Annotated in this window: 20 protein-coding genes and 1 other RNA gene; 9 read left to right on the top strand and 12 right to left on the bottom strand. The window is 62.2% G+C overall.

Annotated elements, in window-relative coordinates:
- Positions 1–57: 57 nt before the first annotated feature.
- Positions 58–948 (top strand): alpha/beta hydrolase family protein, encoded by an 891-nt coding sequence (locus B9A97_RS26190; RefSeq protein WP_084368777.1) that lies wholly within the window; start codon positions 58–60, stop codon positions 946–948.
- Here B9A97_RS26190 and B9A97_RS26185 read toward each other — a convergent pair whose 3' ends face one another.
- The 3 genes from B9A97_RS26185 to ffs all read right to left on the bottom strand — a co-directional run bounded on the left by B9A97_RS26185 (position 949) and on the right by ffs (position 3379).
- Entirely contained in the window at positions 949–1272 is a 324-nt protein-coding gene (locus B9A97_RS26185; protein WP_084368776.1) for a YbaB/EbfC family nucleoid-associated protein, read from the bottom strand.
- A 41-nt stretch (positions 1273–1313) separates the two neighbouring features.
- Positions 1314–3206, bottom strand: coding sequence for a DNA polymerase III subunit gamma/tau (locus B9A97_RS26180; protein WP_084368775.1), 1893 nt, complete (start codon positions 3204–3206; stop codon positions 1314–1316).
- 76 nt (positions 3207–3282) lie between these two features.
- An RNA gene (ffs, locus tag B9A97_RS26175) (signal recognition particle sRNA small type) lies at positions 3283–3379 on the bottom strand.
- Between the two features lie 110 nt (positions 3380–3489).
- Between ffs and B9A97_RS26170 the strand changes: the two genes are divergently transcribed.
- Both B9A97_RS26170 and nudC read left to right on the top strand, forming a co-directional pair.
- Complete coding sequence (locus tag B9A97_RS26170) at positions 3490–3900, top strand: HIT domain-containing protein (RefSeq protein WP_084368774.1); 411 nt, start codon at positions 3490–3492, stop codon at positions 3898–3900.
- The gene (gene nudC / locus B9A97_RS26165) at positions 3897–4856 is read left to right on the top strand and encodes an NAD(+) diphosphatase (RefSeq protein ID WP_084368773.1); all 960 of its coding nucleotides are present in this window, start codon (positions 3897–3899) and stop codon (positions 4854–4856) included. The genes B9A97_RS26170 and nudC overlap by 4 nt, the downstream gene beginning before the upstream one ends.
- Positions 4857–4871: 15 nt before the next feature.
- Here the strand turns inward: nudC and B9A97_RS26160 are convergent, their stop codons facing one another.
- Entirely contained in the window at positions 4872–5723 is an 852-nt protein-coding gene (locus B9A97_RS26160) for a prephenate dehydratase (protein ID WP_084368772.1), read from the bottom strand.
- A 4-nt stretch (positions 5724–5727) separates the two neighbouring features.
- The gene (locus B9A97_RS26155) at positions 5728–6483 is read right to left on the bottom strand and encodes a 3-deoxy-manno-octulosonate cytidylyltransferase (RefSeq protein ID WP_084368771.1); all 756 of its coding nucleotides are present in this window, start codon (positions 6481–6483) and stop codon (positions 5728–5730) included.
- Positions 6484–6635: 152 nt separating this feature from the next.
- On the opposite strand from B9A97_RS26155, the gene B9A97_RS26150 reads away from it, so the two are divergent.
- On the top strand, positions 6636–7187 hold the full coding sequence (locus B9A97_RS26150; RefSeq protein ID WP_084368770.1) for a c-type cytochrome: 552 nt from the start codon (positions 6636–6638) through the stop codon (positions 7185–7187).
- 97 nt (positions 7188–7284) lie between these two features.
- On the opposite strand, the gene B9A97_RS26145 is transcribed toward B9A97_RS26150, so the two are convergent.
- On the bottom strand, positions 7285–8229 hold the full coding sequence (locus tag B9A97_RS26145; protein WP_084368769.1) for an AEC family transporter: 945 nt from the start codon (positions 8227–8229) through the stop codon (positions 7285–7287).
- A 412-nt stretch (positions 8230–8641) separates the two neighbouring features.
- Between B9A97_RS26145 and B9A97_RS26140 the strand changes: the two genes are divergently transcribed.
- Positions 8642–9634, top strand: coding sequence for an adenosine kinase (locus tag B9A97_RS26140; RefSeq protein ID WP_084368768.1), 993 nt, complete (start codon positions 8642–8644; stop codon positions 9632–9634).
- On the opposite strand, the gene B9A97_RS26135 is transcribed toward B9A97_RS26140, so the two are convergent.
- Entirely contained in the window at positions 9627–10172 is a 546-nt protein-coding gene (locus B9A97_RS26135; RefSeq protein ID WP_084368767.1) for an SH3 domain-containing protein, read from the bottom strand. The two genes, B9A97_RS26140 and B9A97_RS26135, sit on opposite strands and share 8 nt — an antisense overlap.
- Before the next feature lie 197 nt (positions 10173–10369).
- Here B9A97_RS26135 and B9A97_RS26130 point away from each other — a divergent pair, with 197 nt between their 5' ends.
- Positions 10370–11374, top strand: coding sequence for a 2-hydroxyacid dehydrogenase (locus B9A97_RS26130; RefSeq protein ID WP_084368766.1), 1005 nt, complete (start codon positions 10370–10372; stop codon positions 11372–11374).
- A gap of 10 nt (positions 11375–11384) precedes the next feature.
- Here the strand turns inward: B9A97_RS26130 and B9A97_RS26125 are convergent, their stop codons facing one another.
- From B9A97_RS26125 to recF, 3 genes are read right to left on the bottom strand one after another with little or no spacing between them, the layout of a single operon-like run.
- Positions 11385–11861: a GNAT family N-acetyltransferase gene (locus B9A97_RS26125; protein ID WP_084368765.1), complete on the bottom strand. Its 477-nt coding sequence runs from the start codon at positions 11859–11861 to the stop codon at positions 11385–11387.
- Positions 11854–12624 (bottom strand): molybdopterin-synthase adenylyltransferase MoeB, encoded by a 771-nt coding sequence (locus tag B9A97_RS26120; protein ID WP_084368808.1) that lies wholly within the window; start codon positions 12622–12624, stop codon positions 11854–11856. The genes B9A97_RS26125 and B9A97_RS26120 overlap by 8 nt, the downstream gene beginning before the upstream one ends.
- 42 nt (positions 12625–12666) lie before the next feature.
- Positions 12667–13791, bottom strand: coding sequence for a DNA replication/repair protein RecF (gene recF / locus B9A97_RS26115; protein ID WP_084368807.1), 1125 nt, complete (start codon positions 13789–13791; stop codon positions 12667–12669).
- A gap of 162 nt (positions 13792–13953) precedes the next feature.
- Between recF and B9A97_RS26110 the strand changes: the two genes are divergently transcribed.
- Entirely contained in the window at positions 13954–14241 is a 288-nt protein-coding gene (locus B9A97_RS26110; RefSeq protein WP_084368764.1) for a hypothetical protein, read from the top strand.
- Between the two features lie 391 nt (positions 14242–14632).
- The gene (locus tag B9A97_RS26095) at positions 14633–14842 is read left to right on the top strand and encodes a SlyX family protein (RefSeq protein ID WP_084368763.1); all 210 of its coding nucleotides are present in this window, start codon (positions 14633–14635) and stop codon (positions 14840–14842) included.
- On the opposite strand, the gene B9A97_RS26090 is transcribed toward B9A97_RS26095, so the two are convergent.
- Positions 14836–15438 (bottom strand): TetR/AcrR family transcriptional regulator, encoded by a 603-nt coding sequence (locus tag B9A97_RS26090; protein WP_084368762.1) that lies wholly within the window; start codon positions 15436–15438, stop codon positions 14836–14838. The genes B9A97_RS26095 and B9A97_RS26090 overlap by 7 nt on opposite strands.
- A 103-nt stretch (positions 15439–15541) precedes the next feature.
- On the opposite strand from B9A97_RS26090, the gene B9A97_RS26085 reads away from it, so the two are divergent.
- Complete coding sequence (locus B9A97_RS26085; RefSeq protein ID WP_084368761.1) at positions 15542–15793, top strand: hypothetical protein; 252 nt, start codon at positions 15542–15544, stop codon at positions 15791–15793.
- A gap of 70 nt (positions 15794–15863) precedes the next feature.
- On the opposite strand, the gene dnaJ is transcribed toward B9A97_RS26085, so the two are convergent.
- Positions 15864–17003, bottom strand: coding sequence for a molecular chaperone DnaJ (dnaJ, locus tag B9A97_RS26080; RefSeq protein ID WP_084368760.1), 1140 nt, complete (start codon positions 17001–17003; stop codon positions 15864–15866).
- Positions 17004–17007: the final 4 nt, after the last annotated feature.

The raw sequence follows: 17007 nt of genomic DNA, 5'->3' as shown, positions 1-17007 counted from the left end.
TACACAAGTCTTTCAATGTCTCACCCTTCCTCCGACAGTAACCTGAGGAGAGGTGGCATGACAGAGGAGCGAATCGACATCGTCTGCGCCGATGGCGTGGAACTGGGCGGTCATTGGTGGCCGAACCGGAGCCCTCAGTGCCATGGCGCAGTCGTCGTGACCTCAGCGACGGGCGTGCGTTCCCGCTATTACCACCGCTACGCAGCCTTTCTGAGCAGCCATGGTTTCCATGTGCTGACCTTCGACTATCGCGGAATCGGCCTTTCCCGCCCGGTAGAGCTGGAAACCTGCCGCTACGACTGGACCCAATGGGGAGAACGAGACATCGATGCCGCCCTCGGCTTTGCCGCCGCCCGTGCAGGCGGTCTACCGCTGCTGATGGTGGGCCACAGCATCGGCGGGTTTCTGCCCGGCTATGCCCGGACCGCCGGCAGTATCAAGCGCATGCTGACGGTTGGCGCACAATATGCCTATTGGCGCGACTACGCGGCGGATCACCGATGCGCCATGCTGCTAAAATGGCATCTTGCGATGCCGCTCCTGGCGCTGTTGCGGGGCTATTTTCCGGGAGAACGCCTCGGCTGGCTGGAAGATCTGCCGGCGGGCGTCGCCTATGAATGGGCCTTTCGCCGGTCCCGCATCGAAGCCCGGCTCGGGGCTGCCGCCAAACGCGATCTGGTGACGCGCTTCAAGGCCGTTTCCGCACCGATCCTCGCTGTCAGCCTCACGGATGATCCGTTCGCGACGCGGAAGGCTGTTTCACGGGCGCTGAGCTATTACGGCTCGGCGAGGCACACCAAAGTCATGCTGGAGCCCGCGGATTTCGGACAGAGCCAAATCGGGCATTTCGGCCTGTTTCATGACCGCCATGCCGCCGGCTTCTGGCTCGATACGCTGCTTTGGCTTCGCGATGGCATCAATCCGTGGCCGCAGCGGGTCTATGCCTGATCAGAACGGTAGCTTCATGCCGGGCGGGATCGGCAGGCCGGCGGTCATTTCCTTGGTCTTCTCGGCCATCACGGCTTCCGCCTTGTCCTTGGCGTCCTTGTGGGCGGCAACGATCAGGTCTTCGAGGATTTCGACCTCGTCTTCCTTGAACAGCGAGGGGTCGATCTTGAGGCCCTTCAAATCGCCCTTGCCGGTCATCCTGACAATGACCAGCCCGCCGCCGGAACGGCCCTCGACTTCGAGAGCGGCGATTTCCGCCTGCATCTTCTCCATCTTGGCCTGCATTTCCTTGACCTTGCCCATCATGCCCATGATGTCGCGCATCTCGTGTTCTCCTGGATGTGATTGGTCTTTGATATAGGGTCTCAGTCGTCGATGTCATCGCCGGGCAGGATATCGCCCTCGGCGGATTCGGCCGTCGCGGGGCGATGCAGCTCTTCCTCGACGCTGTCACCCTCGCCTTCGCGCACCCGCACGTCGATCACCTTGGCGCCTGGAAAACGGCTGAGAATGGCGGCGACATCAGGATCCGACCGGGCATCGGTGAGCCGCGCCTCGCGGGTCGAGCTTTCCGCTTCGGCAAGCGTCGGCTGTCCGGCCTCGCGGCTCACGATCACCATCCAGCGGATACTGCTCCATTCCTCCAGCCGGCGCTGAAGATCGCCGGCCAATGTCTTGGGCGCTTCCGCCGGCAGGTTGATTTCAAGCCTGCCGGGCTCGAGCTTGACAAGCCGAACATAGGTCCGCAGCAGGGCCTTGAGCTTGGGATCGCGGTTTTTCGAGCAGAGATCGGAAATGTCATCCAGGGAGCGAACCGGCACGCTTGGCACCGGCTTGTCCTGTGGCTCACTTTCCGTCCGGCCCAAAGCCATCGGCTCCGGCGCTGCAGCCGGGCGGCTGTCGGGAACCACCTGCAGGCGGGCTGTCGGCTGGGCCGCGGGCTGCGCGCGTGCGATGGTCTCACGAACGGGCGCCGCCGCAAGTTGGGAGGCAGCAGAGGCCTGGGGCGCTGACGAAGCGCTGCCGCGCCCGCCGCCAACAGGTCCGCCGGCGCGTTCCTCGCTCGACATTTCCAGGAGCCGTCGCGCGGCATCCTCGGGGGAGGGAAGGCTTGCCGCATGGGTAAGCCGGATCAACACCATCTCGGCCGCACCCGCCGGACGGGCCGCCGTTTCCGCTTCCGTAATGCCCTTGAGCAGCATCTGCCAGATGCGCGACAGCGTCGAGACGGCGACGGCATTGGCGAATTCCGCGCCGCGAACCCGTTCGGCTTCCGTCAGCGAGGGGTCTTCCACTGCTGTCGGAATATATTTGAGGCGCGTCACCAGATGGGTGAAGTCGGCGAGGTCGGTCAGCACGACAGTCGGGTTGGCGCCTGCCTCATACTGGCTGTTGAACTCGCTGAGTGCCGCCGACACATCACCGCCGATGATATGGTCGAACAGGTCGACGATGCGGGCGCGGTCGGCAAGCCCGAGCATGGCGCGGACAGCTTCGCTGCGCACCACGCCGGCACCATGGGCGATGGCCTGGTCCAGCAACGACAACCCGTCACGGGCCGAGCCTTCGGCCGCACGTGCGATGAGCGACAGCGCCTCGTCCTCGGCCGTAATGCCTTCCTTGGCGGCGATGGTCGAAAACAGGCCGACCAGATCGGCAGCGCTGATGCGGCGCAGATCGAATCGCTGGCAGCGCGAGAGAACCGTGATCGGGACCTTGCGGATTTCCGTGGTGGCGAAGATGAACTTGACGTGCTCCGGCGGCTCTTCGAGCGTCTTCAGTAGGCCGTTGAAAGCCTGCGTCGAGAGCATGTGCACTTCGTCGATGATATAGACCTTGTAGCGGGCAGAAACCGGGCGGTAGCGCACCTGCTCGATGATCTCTCTGATATCATCGATCCCCGTATGGGAGGCGGCGTCCATCTCGATCACATCGACATGCCGGCCTTCCATGATCGCCTGGCAATGAATGCCGGGGATCTTCAGGTCGATGGTCGGGCGGTCGATTTCATCCGTCTTGTAGTTTAGCGCGCGGGCGAGAATGCGCGCGGTGGTCGTCTTTCCCACTCCGCGAACGCCGGTCAGCATATAGGCCTGGGCGATGCGGCCGGTCTCGAAGGCATTGGTGAGCGTGCGGACCATCGGCTCCTGGCCGACCATGAGGTCCGAAAAATCCTTGGGACGGTATTTGCGGGCCAGCACCCGGTAGCCGTTTCCGGCATTGGCTATGGTCGGTGCTGTCGGCTCGGATTCGCTCATGCCCCTGCCAGCGTCTGGTTCGGCCCGCAGGACGGGCATTGCATGGCCCCGCCAGGCGGAAGCCGAAGGAATGAAGGTGGGAGGCTGGCACGATGACCCGTGCCGTGCTCGTTGGGGCTGCTTCCTTCCGGACCTGACCCGGTTGGCGAGTGGCTCGTCCACCACCAACCTCCCGACGCCACATATCGTCAATTGCGCACACAATTGCAAGCGACGCTTCCAAAAAACTGTTATGACCGGAAAAACGACAGGGCCATGAGCTCAAAAGGACGGGAGGACGCCGGTGGCTGAATTCGAACTGGACGAGCGGCTCGCTCGCGACAGTGTTTCGCTGACGAAACTCGGGCTCTGTGATCTCCGATTGTCACGCGACAGCCGCTGGCCCTGGCTGATCCTGGTGCCGCAACGTCCCGGATTGACGGAACTTTTCGAAATGACACCGCTCGATCAGGCCATGCTGACCTTCGAGCAGACACTGGTTGCCAGCGCCCTGAAAAAGGCAACGGGCGCCGACAAGATCAATATCGCCGCTATTGGAAATATTGTGCGTCAGGTCCATGTTCATGTCGTCGCCCGGTTCGAGGCCGATGCCAACTGGCCTGGACCGATATGGGGTTTTGGCCAGTCGGTCGCCTATGAAGACGATCGCCAGCGCGAATTCACGACATCCTTTCTCGAAGCACTCAACACATGACGAAATCTCTTTTCGACAGCCGCGTTCCCCATCCAGAACCCAGCACCCTCTCAGCCTTCGCCAGGAACGGACTTTCGCGACTGGCCGAGGGCCGCGCAGAAGATTGCCTGGAAACCGCTTTTGCGGTCGAGGGCGCTCATATCCTGGCCTTCGCCGGCAACAAGTTGATCCTGAAGCATGACAGCCAGGTGCTCGATCCGCTGTTTGCGCCCTATGAACTGCCTGAGTTGAAGCCCGATCTCGAGAATGCCGTGCTGCTCGGCCACCAGCCAAGCGGCGAGCCGCGCATTGCGGTTCCCGTCACCTGCGCGCTCGAAGAACTGGCCAGCCATTTCAAGGCGGAGGATGCCCGCACCCTCTATCGCGAGGAGCTTCTGGGGGAAGAACTCCTAGGCGAGGTGGCCCAGGCGGTCAGCCTGCTGCACTGGAACAGCACCCACAAATTCTGCGGCCGCTGCGGCTCTGCGACCGAAAGCCGGATCGGCGGCTACAAACGCGTCTGCCCCAGCTGCGACAACCAGCTTTTTCCGCGCACGGACCCTGTCGTCATCATGCTGGCGGTCGACGAAGCAAATGACCGTGTACTGATGGGCCGAAGCCATCGTTTCCCGGAGGGCATGTATTCCTGCCTCGCAGGCTTCGTGGAACCCGGAGAGACGATCGAGGACGCCGTCCGGCGTGAAACGCTGGAGGAGTCCGGTATCCAGATCGGGCGGGTACGCTATCACGCGTCCCAGCCCTGGCCCATGCCGCATTCCCTGATGATCGGCTGTTTTGCCGAAGCTGTAACGCTCGACATCGCGCGGGACGAATCAGAACTTGCCGACTGCCGCTGGTTCACCCGCGAGCAGGCTGAGGCCATGGCGGAAAACCGATCCACCGACGGAACGACCGCACCGCTGAAGGGCGCGATCGCCTATCGCCTGCTCAGGGATTGGCTCGACTGGGTTGATTGAAGGCGTCAAGCGCCGTCAGAACTTGCCGCGCATGGCGTGGGCCTTATAGACGCCGAGGATGCGGACCTTCTCCGAGAAGAAGCGCAGTTCTTCCAGGGCGCGCTTCACCGGCGCGTCGTCCGGATGGCCTTCAATATCCGCATAGAACTGGGTGGCGATGAACTTGCCACCGATCTGATAGCTCTCCAGCTTGGTCATGTTGACGCCATTGGTGGCAAAGCCGCCCATGGCCTTGTAAAGCGCTGCCGGCAGGTTGCGAACATTGAAGACGAAGGTGGTGATGAAGGCCTCATCGTCGCTCTTGCGTTTTGGTTCCGCCTGGTCACGGGAGAGCACGACGAAGCGGGTGACGTTATTTTCCGAGTCTTCCACATTCTCGGCAATGATGTCGAGACCGTAGAGCGAGGCGGCCAGGCGCGGCGCAAGGGCCGCCATGGAACGATCCTTGGCTTCCGCCACCTGCTTGGCAGCACCAGCCGTATCGCCGGCAACCACGGCCTTCCAGCCATGGCTGCGGATGATCTTGCGGCATTGGCCGAGCGCATGAATATGGCTGTGCACGGTCCGGATTTCATCGAGCTTCACGCCCGGCAGCGCCATCAACTGGAACCGGATCGGCATGAAATACTCGCCGACGATATGCAGTCGCGACAGCGGCAGCAGATAATGGATATCCGCCACGCGGCCGGCGAGCGTGTTTTCGATCGGGATCATCGCGAGGTCGGCATCGCCGTTTTCCAGCGCGACGAAGGCATCCTCGAATGTGGGGCAGGGCAGTGGCTCCATGGAGGGGAACATGTCCCGGCAGGCCATGTCGGAATTGGCGCCGAAATCGCCTTGGAACGAGATCTTGTTGGTGGGAGCCACGGTCTTATCCTTGTCTGGCAGAGAGAATGGCCCGCGCCTTTTCCAGGTCTGCGGGGGTATCGACACCGAGCGGCACGGTCTTTACGATCTCCACATCGATCCGCATGCCCGCCTCAAGCGCGCGCAACTGCTCAAGCGATTCGCGCTTTTCCAGCACTGAGGGCTTGAGGGTGACGAACCGGTCGAGTGCCGCGCGCCGGTAGGCGTAGAGGCCGATATGGTGGTAGAGCGGCCCCGGCCCATACGGTGCCGTGACGCGCGTGAAATATAAGGCGTGCAGTCGGGTTTCGCTGACCGGCGAGCCGATGACCTTGACGATGCTCGGATTGACCTTGTCTTCCTCGCTCTCGATCTCCACCGTCAGAGTGGCGATGTCGGTCCTGGGATCCTCGAGCGCGCGCAGCGCCGCATGGATCACCTCCGGCTCGATCGTCGGCAGGTCGCCCTGCACATTGATGATGATCTCCGCCTTGGCGTCGGGATCGATCAGCAGCATGGCTTCGTGGATGCGGTCGGAACCCGACTGATGGTCGCTGCGCGTCATCACCACCTCGAAGCCCGCTGACTGCACCGCGTCAAAGACCCTCTGGTCATCCACGGCCACGACGACCCGTCCGACATTGGCTTCCTGCGCCCGTTTTGCTACCTGGACGATCATCGGCAGCCCGCAAATATCGGCCAGCGGCTTGCCCGGAAGACGCACCGAAGCCATGCGTGCCGGGATCAGGACCAGCGTCCTGGACAAATCGGTGTGGTTCATGGCTCGCCCTTCTAAATGGCTGCGAAAAGTGTCAAAAAGTCTCAGTCGGGGGATCACAACAGTGTTGCAACTGTCAAGCAAAAGACATAGGTTCCGCCCGATTTCAAGATCGTCCGGTTCGTGATCCGCCGGCTGCAACGGGAGCGTTTCAGATGAATTCATATGTGAACATGGGCGTCGGCGCACTGCTCGGCACCGTTTTTGTTCTCATGTCGGTGTCGATTGCATCGGAAGGCATCTTCCACGCTGAGACCCCGGAAAAGGAAGGCTTCGCCATTGTCGCCGAAGCACCGGCCGCTGCCGAAGGTGGCGAAGCTGCTGCCGCTGCTGCCGTGCCGATCGCCACGCTGCTGGCCAGCGCTGACGCTGCTGCCGGCGAAGCTGCATTCAAGAAGTGTTCGAGCTGTCATACCGTGGATAAGGGAGGCGCCAACAAGGTTGGCCCTAACCTCTGGGGTGTTGTCGATCGTCCGATCGCCTCGCATGAGGGCTTCTCTTATTCGGCTGCTATGAAGGAATTCTCCAAGGGTGGTGCCGAGCACTGGACCTTCGATCACCTGAACGAATTCCTGCTTGCTCCGAAGAAGCATATCCCGGGCACCGCCATGGGCTTTGCAGGCATCAAGAAGGATGAAGAGCGCGCCAGCCTCATCCTGTATCTGCACAATCAGGCCGATTCGCCGGTGGCGCTGCCAACCAACTGAGTCGCGCCACCAGCGACATACCTCTAGAAATGCCCGGCTTCGTCCGGGCATTATTCGTTTGTGCGACGATATGTCATAGGCGCCGAACGGCGTTCCTTCAGAGCAGCAGCCAGGCCCAGAATGTGACCGTCAGCGCTCCGACGGCCGTGGTCAGGGTGATGGTCGAAGCCGCAAGTCCGTGACCGACGCCGAAGCGATTGGCGATCAACCAGGCGTTGATCCCGGTCGGCACTGATGAGGTCAGCACCATCGCCGCCGTCCACTCGTCGCTGAGGCCCAGCAATTGGCTGGCGACCCAGACACAGCCCGGCAGCAGCGCAAGCTTCAGCACCGACATCACAGTCGCAATCCCGACATTGCCGGAGAGCCCGTATTTGTTGAGTGCCATGCCAAGCGATATCAGCGCCGCCGGTGCCGCCATGCCTGCGACCTGGTCGATCAACCCACCGACAAGGGCAGGCGTCGGCAGCCCGGAAAGATGCATCAACAGGCCGGCGGCCAGCCCGATGACGAGGGGATTGCGAACGAGATTGCCGCCGACCTGGCGGATGATGGCCAGCAATCCCCGCGCTTCTCCGCCGCTCACGCTGCGCTCGGCCTGTTCCATCAGCACGGTGCCGATGACCATCATCAGCGGCAGGTGAACGGCAAGCAGGATCGAGAGCGCGACGATCCCATCCTCGCCCACGGTGCGGCTGACCAGAGGCAGGCCGATAAAGACGTTGTTTGCAAATGCGGAGGAGACCCCGCCCAAGACGCCGACCCGGGCATCCCGGCCGAAGACGCGGGTGGCGACCAGATGGCCAACAGTCCACGTCACCGCCACGCCTGCGAAATAGGCGACCCAAAGCTTGAAAGGAGAGGCGCCATGGAAATCCGCCTGCGAGATCGTGCGGAACAACAGCACCGGCACGGCCACCTTGAAGACGAATTCACTCAAGGCATCGCCGATTTCCATTTTCAGGAAGCCCAGCTTCACCATCGCCCAGCCGATCAGGATCAGGATGAAGATCGGCAGGACATCGAGGGCAATCGCAAACATGGGGGAACTTTCGGCGGAAACGACTGGAGCAGGCGACAGCACGCGGTGAAGCCGCCTGCGGAAGGTCTAGAGGCTTTCGCCTGACATGGAAACACGCACGCCATGAGATGGTTGCACAAATGAAAAAAGCGGGACTGTGCCCGCTCTTTCCGCCAGCCTGAAACCGGCTGGCCGGGATCGCATGCCCGCCAGTTCATCCGTGGTCGGTTGCAATCCTCTATGCGGGACCTTTCATGGTCCCCGCCGCGAGCGACATGGTGGCATGTCGTCCGTCGGCTTCACGATGAAGGGTGTACCGCGATAACGTAACAAATACATGACTTGGCGGGCTTGTCTCTTCGATGCCGCGGCTTCCAAAACATGGAAAAACCTTTATGAGGGGGAAAGCTTTCAGAACCCCTGGGGATCCCTTATGTTGAAGTTCGATGTGCTCACAGTGGGCAATGCGATTGTCGATATCATCTCGCGCTGTGAGGATAGCTTCCTTGAAGACAATGCGATCACCAAGGCGGCCATGAACCTGATCGACGCCGAGCGCGCCGAAAAGCTCTATTCGCTGATGGGCCCGGCCATCGAAGCATCGGGCGGCAGCGCCGGCAACACTGCAGCCGGCATTGCAAGCCTCGGCGGCAAGGCGGCCTATTTTGGCAAGGTGGCCAATGACCAGCTGGGCAAGATCTTCGAGCACGACATTCGCGCCCAGGGCGTACATTACCAGACCAAGGCCGGCGGAAACAATCCGCCGACGGCGCGCAGCATGATCTTCGTGACGCCCGATGGCGAGCGTTCCATGAACACCTATCTGGGTGCCTGCGTCGAACTTGGGCCCGAGGATGTCGAGGCAGACGTCGTGGCCGCCTCCAAGGTCACCTATTTCGAAGGCTATCTCTGGGATCCGCCGCGTGCTAAGCAGGCCATCCGCGAATGCGCCCGCATTGCCCATGAAAACGGCCGCGAAGTGTCGATGACGTTGTCCGACAGCTTCTGCGTCGGCCGCTATCGCGACGAGTTCCTGGAACTGATGCAGTCCGGCACGATCGATATCGTCTTCGCCAACAAGAGCGAGGTTCTGGCGCTGTATGAAACCGAGGACTTCGAACAGGCGCTTGATAACATTGCCCGTGACAGCAAGCTCGCGGCGGTCACCATGAGCGAAGAGGGCGCCGTCATCGTCAAGGGCGAGGAGCGCATTCGCGTCGAGGCGACCGAGATCCGCGAACTTGTCGATACCACCGGTGCCGGCGATCTGTTCGCTGCGGGTTTCCTCTTTGGCTATACCCAGGGCCGTAGCCTGTTCGATTGCGGCCGTCTCGGCTGCTTTGCGGCCGGGCTCGTGATCCAGCAGATCGGGCCGCGTCCGAACCTCTCGCTCGAAAAAGCAGCGCGGGAAGCAGGGCTTATTTGAAGGCTTCGCCCGGATAGGCGCCCCAGATTTCCCCTTGGGAGACCCAGCCGGAGGTGCCGTCGACCGTGGCGCGGCACCAGTTTCCGGTGCATTCCTGCAGGGAGAGAACGACGCCCGGCTCCAGTTTTGCCACGATGGCGGCATTCGCCATCGAATCCCGACGCAGGTTGACGAAGACATCATCGCCCCCCTGAGCGCGCATCCACGGAGCGGCGACGGCGGTCCGGTCGCCAGACAGCAAGGATTGGCTGACCCAGCCTTCCGTGCCGTCGGCATCGCGGATGCGCCGCCAGTTCTCGTATTCCTGGATGATTTCCACCGGCAGCCCTGCCTTGGTGTAAAGCCAGGAGACCGCATAGTCCGTGCTGGGACCGATTCTGAGATTGACGCGGGCCGCCTTCAGGCTGACGAATCGCGGCAGGGGCAGGCCACTTGCGCCCTTGTCCGTCGACTGGGCCTGTGCCGGTTGACTTTGGAACGAGATTACTGCCAGACAAATCCCTGCGATAAAGCCTATCTGACGCAATGAATTAATCATGGTTGTTCCGTTCGCCGATTTCAGGCCAGGTATCGTCATCGCACGGGGCTGGCGATAAAACGTCGCGGACGATAATTCCCGCCCGCGTCGGTCGAGTTTCGTTTGTCTTCGCCGGCGGGTTTGGTAGAAAATGCCCTGACGGGGGAATGATCGCCCAACTTGGTTAAGGACCTCTCAACAAGGCATTGAAAGTCTCCATGACGAGCAAGAAAAAACCCAAGGTCTACATCACCCGGAAGTTGCCCGATGCCGTGGAAACGCGCATGCGCGAACTGTTCGATGCCGAGCTGAACATCGACGACACGCCGCGCACGCTTCCCGAACTGGTTGCGGCCGTGCAGACCGCCGATGTTCTGGTACCGACGGTGACTGATCGCATCGACCAGGCGCTGATCGAGCAGGCTGGGCCGCAGTTGAAGCTCATTGCCAGCTTTTCCAACGGGTTCGACCATATCGACGTGGATGCCGCTGCCCGTCGCGGAATCACCGTCACCAACACGCCGAATGTCCTGACCGAGGACACGGCCGACATGACCATGGCGCTGATCCTGGCGGTGCCGCGCCGGCTGGCGGAAGGTTCGCGAATCCTGACGGACAATCCCGGCGAATGGGCAGGCTGGTCGCCGATCTGGATGCTGGGACGCCGCATCTGGGGCAAGCGCATCGGCATTGTCGGCATGGGCCGTATCGGCACAGCGGTTGCCCGCCGCGCCAAGGCCTTCGGTCTGTCGATCCATTATCACAACCGCAAGCGCGTCAGTCCGGCCACTGAGGACGAGTTGGAGGCGACCTATTGGGACAGCCTCGACCAGATGCTGGCCCGCGTCGACATCGTCTCGGTCAATTGTCCCTCGACGCCGGCCACCTATCACCTGCTGTCGGCGCGCCGGCTGGCCCTGATGCAGCCCACGAGCTATATCGTCAACACGGCCCGCGGCGGCATCATTGACGAGGCCGCGCTGATCCAGTGCCTGCGCGAAGGCAAGATCGCCGGCGCCGGGCTTGACGTGTTTGAGAACGAGCCGCTGGTCAATCCGAAGTTCCTGAAGCTCTCGAAGGAGGGCAAGGTGGTGCTGCTGCCGCATATGAGCTCGGCCACCATCGAAGGCCGCATCGACATGGGCGACAAGGTCATCATCAATATCAGGACCTATTTTGACGGCCATCGCCCGCCGAATCGCGTCCTGCCCGGCCGGAGCTGATCCGGAAGGCTTATCCGTCGAGGCGCTTGCGCATCTCGATGAAGGTAATCCGCTCAAATCCGGGATGGCTCTTTTCTGCCGTGCGGACAAAACCCCATCCGGCAAAGCGCCGGTGATTTCCCGTCAGCTCGATCCGGGTTTCCAGCCTGAGGTTCCCCAGGCCACGGCTGCGAGCCTCTTCTTCGGCCGCCATCAACAATTGGCGGCCGATGCCGCGCCCCTGCGCTTGGGGATGGACGGCGAACTTGCCGATGTAAAGGCTGTCGGGTTCCGGCTTGCAGAACATGCAACCCAGCAGTTTCCCACCATCCGTCACCACGAATCCCAGTTCCTGCGCCGCCTTGTCCTTTAAAAGCGGAGCCGTCAGCCGCTTGGCCGAGGACGGCGGATCGATGATCGGATCCATATAGGCAAAGGACTGGAGAATCAGCTCCAGCAAGTCGTCCCAGCGGTCGAAGGCGGCATTGATGGGGCGAAGCTCAGGCATGGTTCTCCGGCGTCGTCTTGCGTCGGTAGCGGATCGTGTCGAAACGCGTGGACAGCGCGTCGTAGAGCAGCAGGCGGCCGATCAGCGGCTCGCCCGTTCCCGTAATCACCTTGATCGCCTCCATGGCCATCAGTGTGCCAATGACCCCCGTCAACGCACCGACGATTCCGGCTTCGGCGCAAGAAGGTATGAGCCCCTGCCGCGGCGGCTCGGGAAAGAGATCGCGGTAGCGGGGATTGGCCACCCCGTTGGCATCCGTCAGATGCGGCGCCAGCACCGTGACTGAGCCATCGAATCGCCCGACCGCGCCCGTGACGAGGGGGATGCGGGCCGCTTCGGCAGCATCGGCAGCCGCATAGCGCGTGTCGAAATTGTCCGATCCGTCGATCAGCAGCGTGAAGCGGCCGAGATGATCCGCTGCAAAGCGGGCGTCGAAGCGGTCCTCGTAATGCAGCAGCCGGACATGGGGATTGAGACGGGTCAAGGCCGCCATCGCGCTTTGGGTCTTCAACTCGCCAACGGTTCCGGTGTCGTGCACCACCTGCCGCTGCAGGTTGGAGAGCGAGACGCGGTCGTCATCGACGATGCCGAGCGTGCCGACGCCGGCGGCCGCCAGGTATTGCAGCACGGGCGAGCCAAGCCCACCGGCCCCGATCACCAGCACCCGGGCGGCCTTCAAGGCCTGTTGTCCCGCGCCGCCGATCTCAGGCAGGAGGATGTGACGGTGATAGCGGGCGATTTCTTCGGAAGAGAGAGGATCCATGATGTCCATGTTCGCATGCTTTTCGGCGGCGCGCAAAGCCGCTCACTCCGGGATCAACGCCCCATCCTGAACGGTGATGAACTGCGCGCGATCGCCAAGGGCTGAAAACATCGCCCGGTCGGTGCCGGTCATGAAGGCCTGTCCGCCGATCGCATCGATTCGGTCGAACAGCGCCGCGCGCCGGCCTTCGTCCAGATGGGCGGCGATCTCGTCCAGCAGCAGCACCGGCGCGTGGCCGGTCATATTGGCGACCAGCCGCGCATGGGCGAGGATCAGCCCCACCAGCAACGCCTTCTGCTCGCCCGTGGAGCACCGTTCGGCCTCCATGTCCTTCTCCCGATGACGGACGATCAGATCGACCCGATGCGGCCCCTCAAGCGTCCGCCCGGCGCTTGCATCCAGCCCACGGCTGTCCGCCAGCATGGCGGCATAGCGATCCTCAAGGTCGATCGCCGGCGCATCCTCGACGTCATCAAGGAAGCCGGTGAGGGCCAGTGTCGCCGAAGGGAAGGCGCTGTCCCGGTCGCGCTCGATCAGCGCGGTCAGCAGGCCCAGCATCTCCCGCCGTGCCAGCGCCATGGCGATGCCGAGTGCTGCCATCTGCTGCTCGATGCCGGAGAGCCATGTTCGATCAAAGCGCCCCTCGGACAGCAGCCGGTTGCGGCCGCGCATGGCCTTTTCGAAATCGCTGGCACGCCTCCCATGGGCAGGATCGAGCGAGAGCACCAGCCGGTCCAGAAATCGTCGCCGATCCGCCGATGGCCCGGTAAAGAGCCCGTCCATGGCAGGTGTCAGCCACAGTACCCGCAGATGGTCGGCCAGTTCGTCCACCGATTTGGCCTGCGTGCCATTCAGCCTGAGGCGCCTGACCGGGCCTTCGTCGCCGCCTTGTACGCCGGTGCCGATCTCGACGCTGCCATCCATGCCCTCCACCTCGGCAAAGATGGAGAAGCCACCGGATGCGCCAACGCGCGCGACATCGGCCAGCTGTGCGCGGCGCAGCCCGCGGCCCGGCGACAGAAAGGACACGGCCTCCAGCAGATTGGTCTTTCCGGCCCCGTTATTGCCGGTGAAAACCACATGCTGGGCTGAAAGCTTCAGGGAGACGCTGTCATAATTGCGAAAATCGTTGAGCAGCAGCCTGGTGAGATGGACCTTGTGTGTCATGGAATCCGTTTGGTCAGCAGCCATGAACTAGGCTGAAAGGGTAACAGAGGCAAGTCTGGCGATGGTTTTTCGGATTGGCGACCGCGCCCATGACTTTTGGTCCCATGGACCCGGTCCCTGACCTGCGCTAGACTTCGGAGTATGAGGGAAGCGAGGCATGCCATGCATCGGCACGACGAGGATCTGACCCCGGAAGAGGCCCGGCAGGACCACTGGGACATGCTGCGCTTCCTGGGGCTCAATGCGCTTGTTGGCATGGGCCTTGGGCTGGCAGTGGCGGGTGCTTTGATCTGGCTGGATATCGGCGGCCTGGCCAAGCACCTCAGTCGCAGCAGCGCCCCGATCCTTCCGGCCCTGATGATCGCCCTGCCGCTCGCACTCACCTTCGCCGCCGCGGTCACGGCCTCAGCCGTCATGCTGATGCCCTATAAAAAGAAGAAGCAGCGTTAGATTTAGAGCCTTTCAGGGTTAAATAGAAGCATTCTGCTGGCTCAAACGGAGTCGGATGGTCGACCGACCGGCGCGCGTCGTAGCCAGGCTCTACGGCCAAGCCGGTCGGTCGACCAGGCGGCCCGTTTCAGCCAGCCCGAAGGGCCGGGCATCTTTCCGCCAGGATCAGAGGCGATCGGCTCGGACTTGACCCAAGGGTATGCCCGTCGCCAATCGCCTCTGCCCTGACGAAAACCTGCTCCGGCAGAACGCTTCTAGTTAACCCTGAAAGACTCTAAGCGACGGGTTTTGCCTCCGCAATTGCGGCAGGCACAGAGCGTTGGGCGCTGAGGCCATTGACCCCGCGAGGGGCTTTGGGCATGGAACTGCTGTCATCAACGGGAATGAACGCATGGCTGACCAGGACGACCGCATCACCCGGCTGGAGGAGACCGTGGCGCATCAGGCCAGGATCATCGAAGACCTTTCCGACCAGCTTGCGGACCAATGGAAGGTGGTGGACCAGACACGTGCCAAGCTGGAATGGCTTCTCGTTCGTTTTGCCACGTTCGAGGAAATGGCCGGCGAAGCGCCGCCCATTACCAAACCGCCGCATTATTGAGCTTTTGCTATTCCCGACAGGATGGCATCGACCAGCTTGGCGATGTCTTCCTCGCGGCAATCCAGTCGACCGGTCAACAGCCGTGCCCAGGCGAAGCTCGACAGCATCTCCGTGATCAGTTCGACATCGACATCCGCCCGGATCTCGCCGCGCTCTTTGGCCCGAACCAGCATCTGTGAACTCTGGCGGCGCCGATCTGCATAATATTGCGACAGGGCGTCCAGTGCGGCCGGATCGCTTTGCGCCTCGGCGACCACGGATCGGAAGATCGCACCGCCCGCTTCCTGCTGCCAGAAGGTCAGTAGGCCCGAAACGAACTGCTCCATGTCGCCGCGGATGCTGCCGGTGTCCGGATGCGGTACGTTCTTTTGCCGGTGGTAGACATCGAGCAGCAAGGCCGCCTTCGATGGCCACCAGCGATAAATCGTCGGCTTGCCGGCCTTGGCGAGCTTTGCCACCTTTTCGATCGAAAAGGCGCCCAGCCCACCGTCACGCAGGATCTGCTCGGCAGCGGTCAATATTGCCTCCTCGCTTGCGGGATTGCGCTGCGATCCAATCGACGTGCGGCGTGTCGGCTCGTCTGTCTCCATCGTCATCGATTTGCCTCCAGAATTTTTTTGCAGGATAGCACGAATGGAGCTTGAACGAAACGTATCGTTTCGATATAAACGAAACGTACCGTTCTTATGGAGCTATCCCATGTCCCCTATCGCCTCCCGTCCGCAACCCTCGAAATTGCGTCTCTCCCTGATCATGCTCGCTGTCGTCTATCCCTTTGTCACCGCCATTCTTTACATCCTGATGCCGCTGACCGAGGGCTGGCCGCTGTGGGAGCGCACGCTGCTGCTGGCGCCGATCATGGTCTTCAGCATCGTCTATTTCATCGCCCCGACCATCCAGAAGCATTTCGGCTGGTTCATCGTCCGCGCGCCGCGCCCTGCCATCGCCTGACCCGCATCAAACGCAAAAGGGCCGGACATTGCTGCCCGGCCCTTTGATTTTTCCTATAGCGATCGTTCAATCAGTCGCTGAGCGTGTCGAAGAAGTCCTTCATGCGGGCAAAGAAGCCCGTCGACTGCGGATTGTTTTCCTTCGATGACAACTGCTCGAACTCCTGCAGCAGCTCGCGCTGGCGCTTCGTCAGCTTTTGCGGCGTCTCGATCTGGATCTGGATATAGAGATCGCCCGTCTGCGCCGAGCGCAGCACCGGCATGCCCTTGTTCTTCAGGCGGAACTGCTTGCCCGGCTGCGTGCCTTCTGGGACGCTGACGCGCGACTTGGTCCCGTCCAGCGTTACCACGTCGAAGGTGCCGCCGAGCGCTGCCGTCGTCATCGAGATCGGCACGGAGCAATAGAGATCCGCCCCGTCACGCTGGAAGAACTCGTGCGGCTTGACCGACAGGAAGATGTAGAGGTCGCCAGCGGGTCCGCCACGCAGGCCGGCTTCGCCCTCGCCCTGCAGGCGAATGCGCGTGCCGTCCTCGATGCCAGAGGGAATGCTGACCGACAGCGAGCGCTCTTCCGTGACGCGACCATGGCCGTGGCACTTGGTGCAGGGATCAGCAATCGTCTGGCCGCGGCCGTGGCAGGTCGGACAGGTCCGCTCGATCGAGAAGAAGCCTTGCGCCGCGCGCACCCGACCGGAGCCCTGGCAGGTTGCGCAGGTGGTCGGCTTGGTGCCCGGCTTGGCGCCGGTACCGGTGCAGAGATCGCAGGTGATCGAGGTCGGTACACGGATCTGCGCCGTCTTGCCGGTAAAGGCTTCCTCGAGCGTAATTTCCATGTTGTAGCGCAGGTCGGCGCCGCGTTCGCGGCCACCCGTCGAGCGCTGGCGTCCGCCGCCGCGACCGCCCATCATTTCGCCGAAGATATCTTCGAAGATGTCGGAGAAGCCGCCGGACTGGAAGCCGCCGCCACCGCCACCCATGCCGCCCTGTTCGAAGGCCGCGTGACCGAAGCGGTCATAGGCCGCCCGCTTCTGCGGGTCCTTCAGGGTCTCATAGGCTTCGTTGATTTCCTTGAACTTCTTCTCGGCTTCCGCGTCGCCCGGATTCTTGTCGGGATGCAGTTTCATAGCCAGCTTGCGGAAGGCGCTCTTCAGCTCCTTCTCGTCTGCTGTCCGGCTGACCCCCAGGGTCTCGTAAAAATCAGCTTTTGCCATGGTC

The sequence above is a fragment of the Rhizobium sp. RU36D genome, from assembly GCF_900176345.1.
In the GTDB taxonomy this organism is placed as follows: Bacteria; Pseudomonadota; Alphaproteobacteria; order Rhizobiales; family Rhizobiaceae; genus Allorhizobium.
Note: the sequence above shows the minus strand (reverse complement) of the source record. Positions and strands in the feature narration are given on the sequence as shown.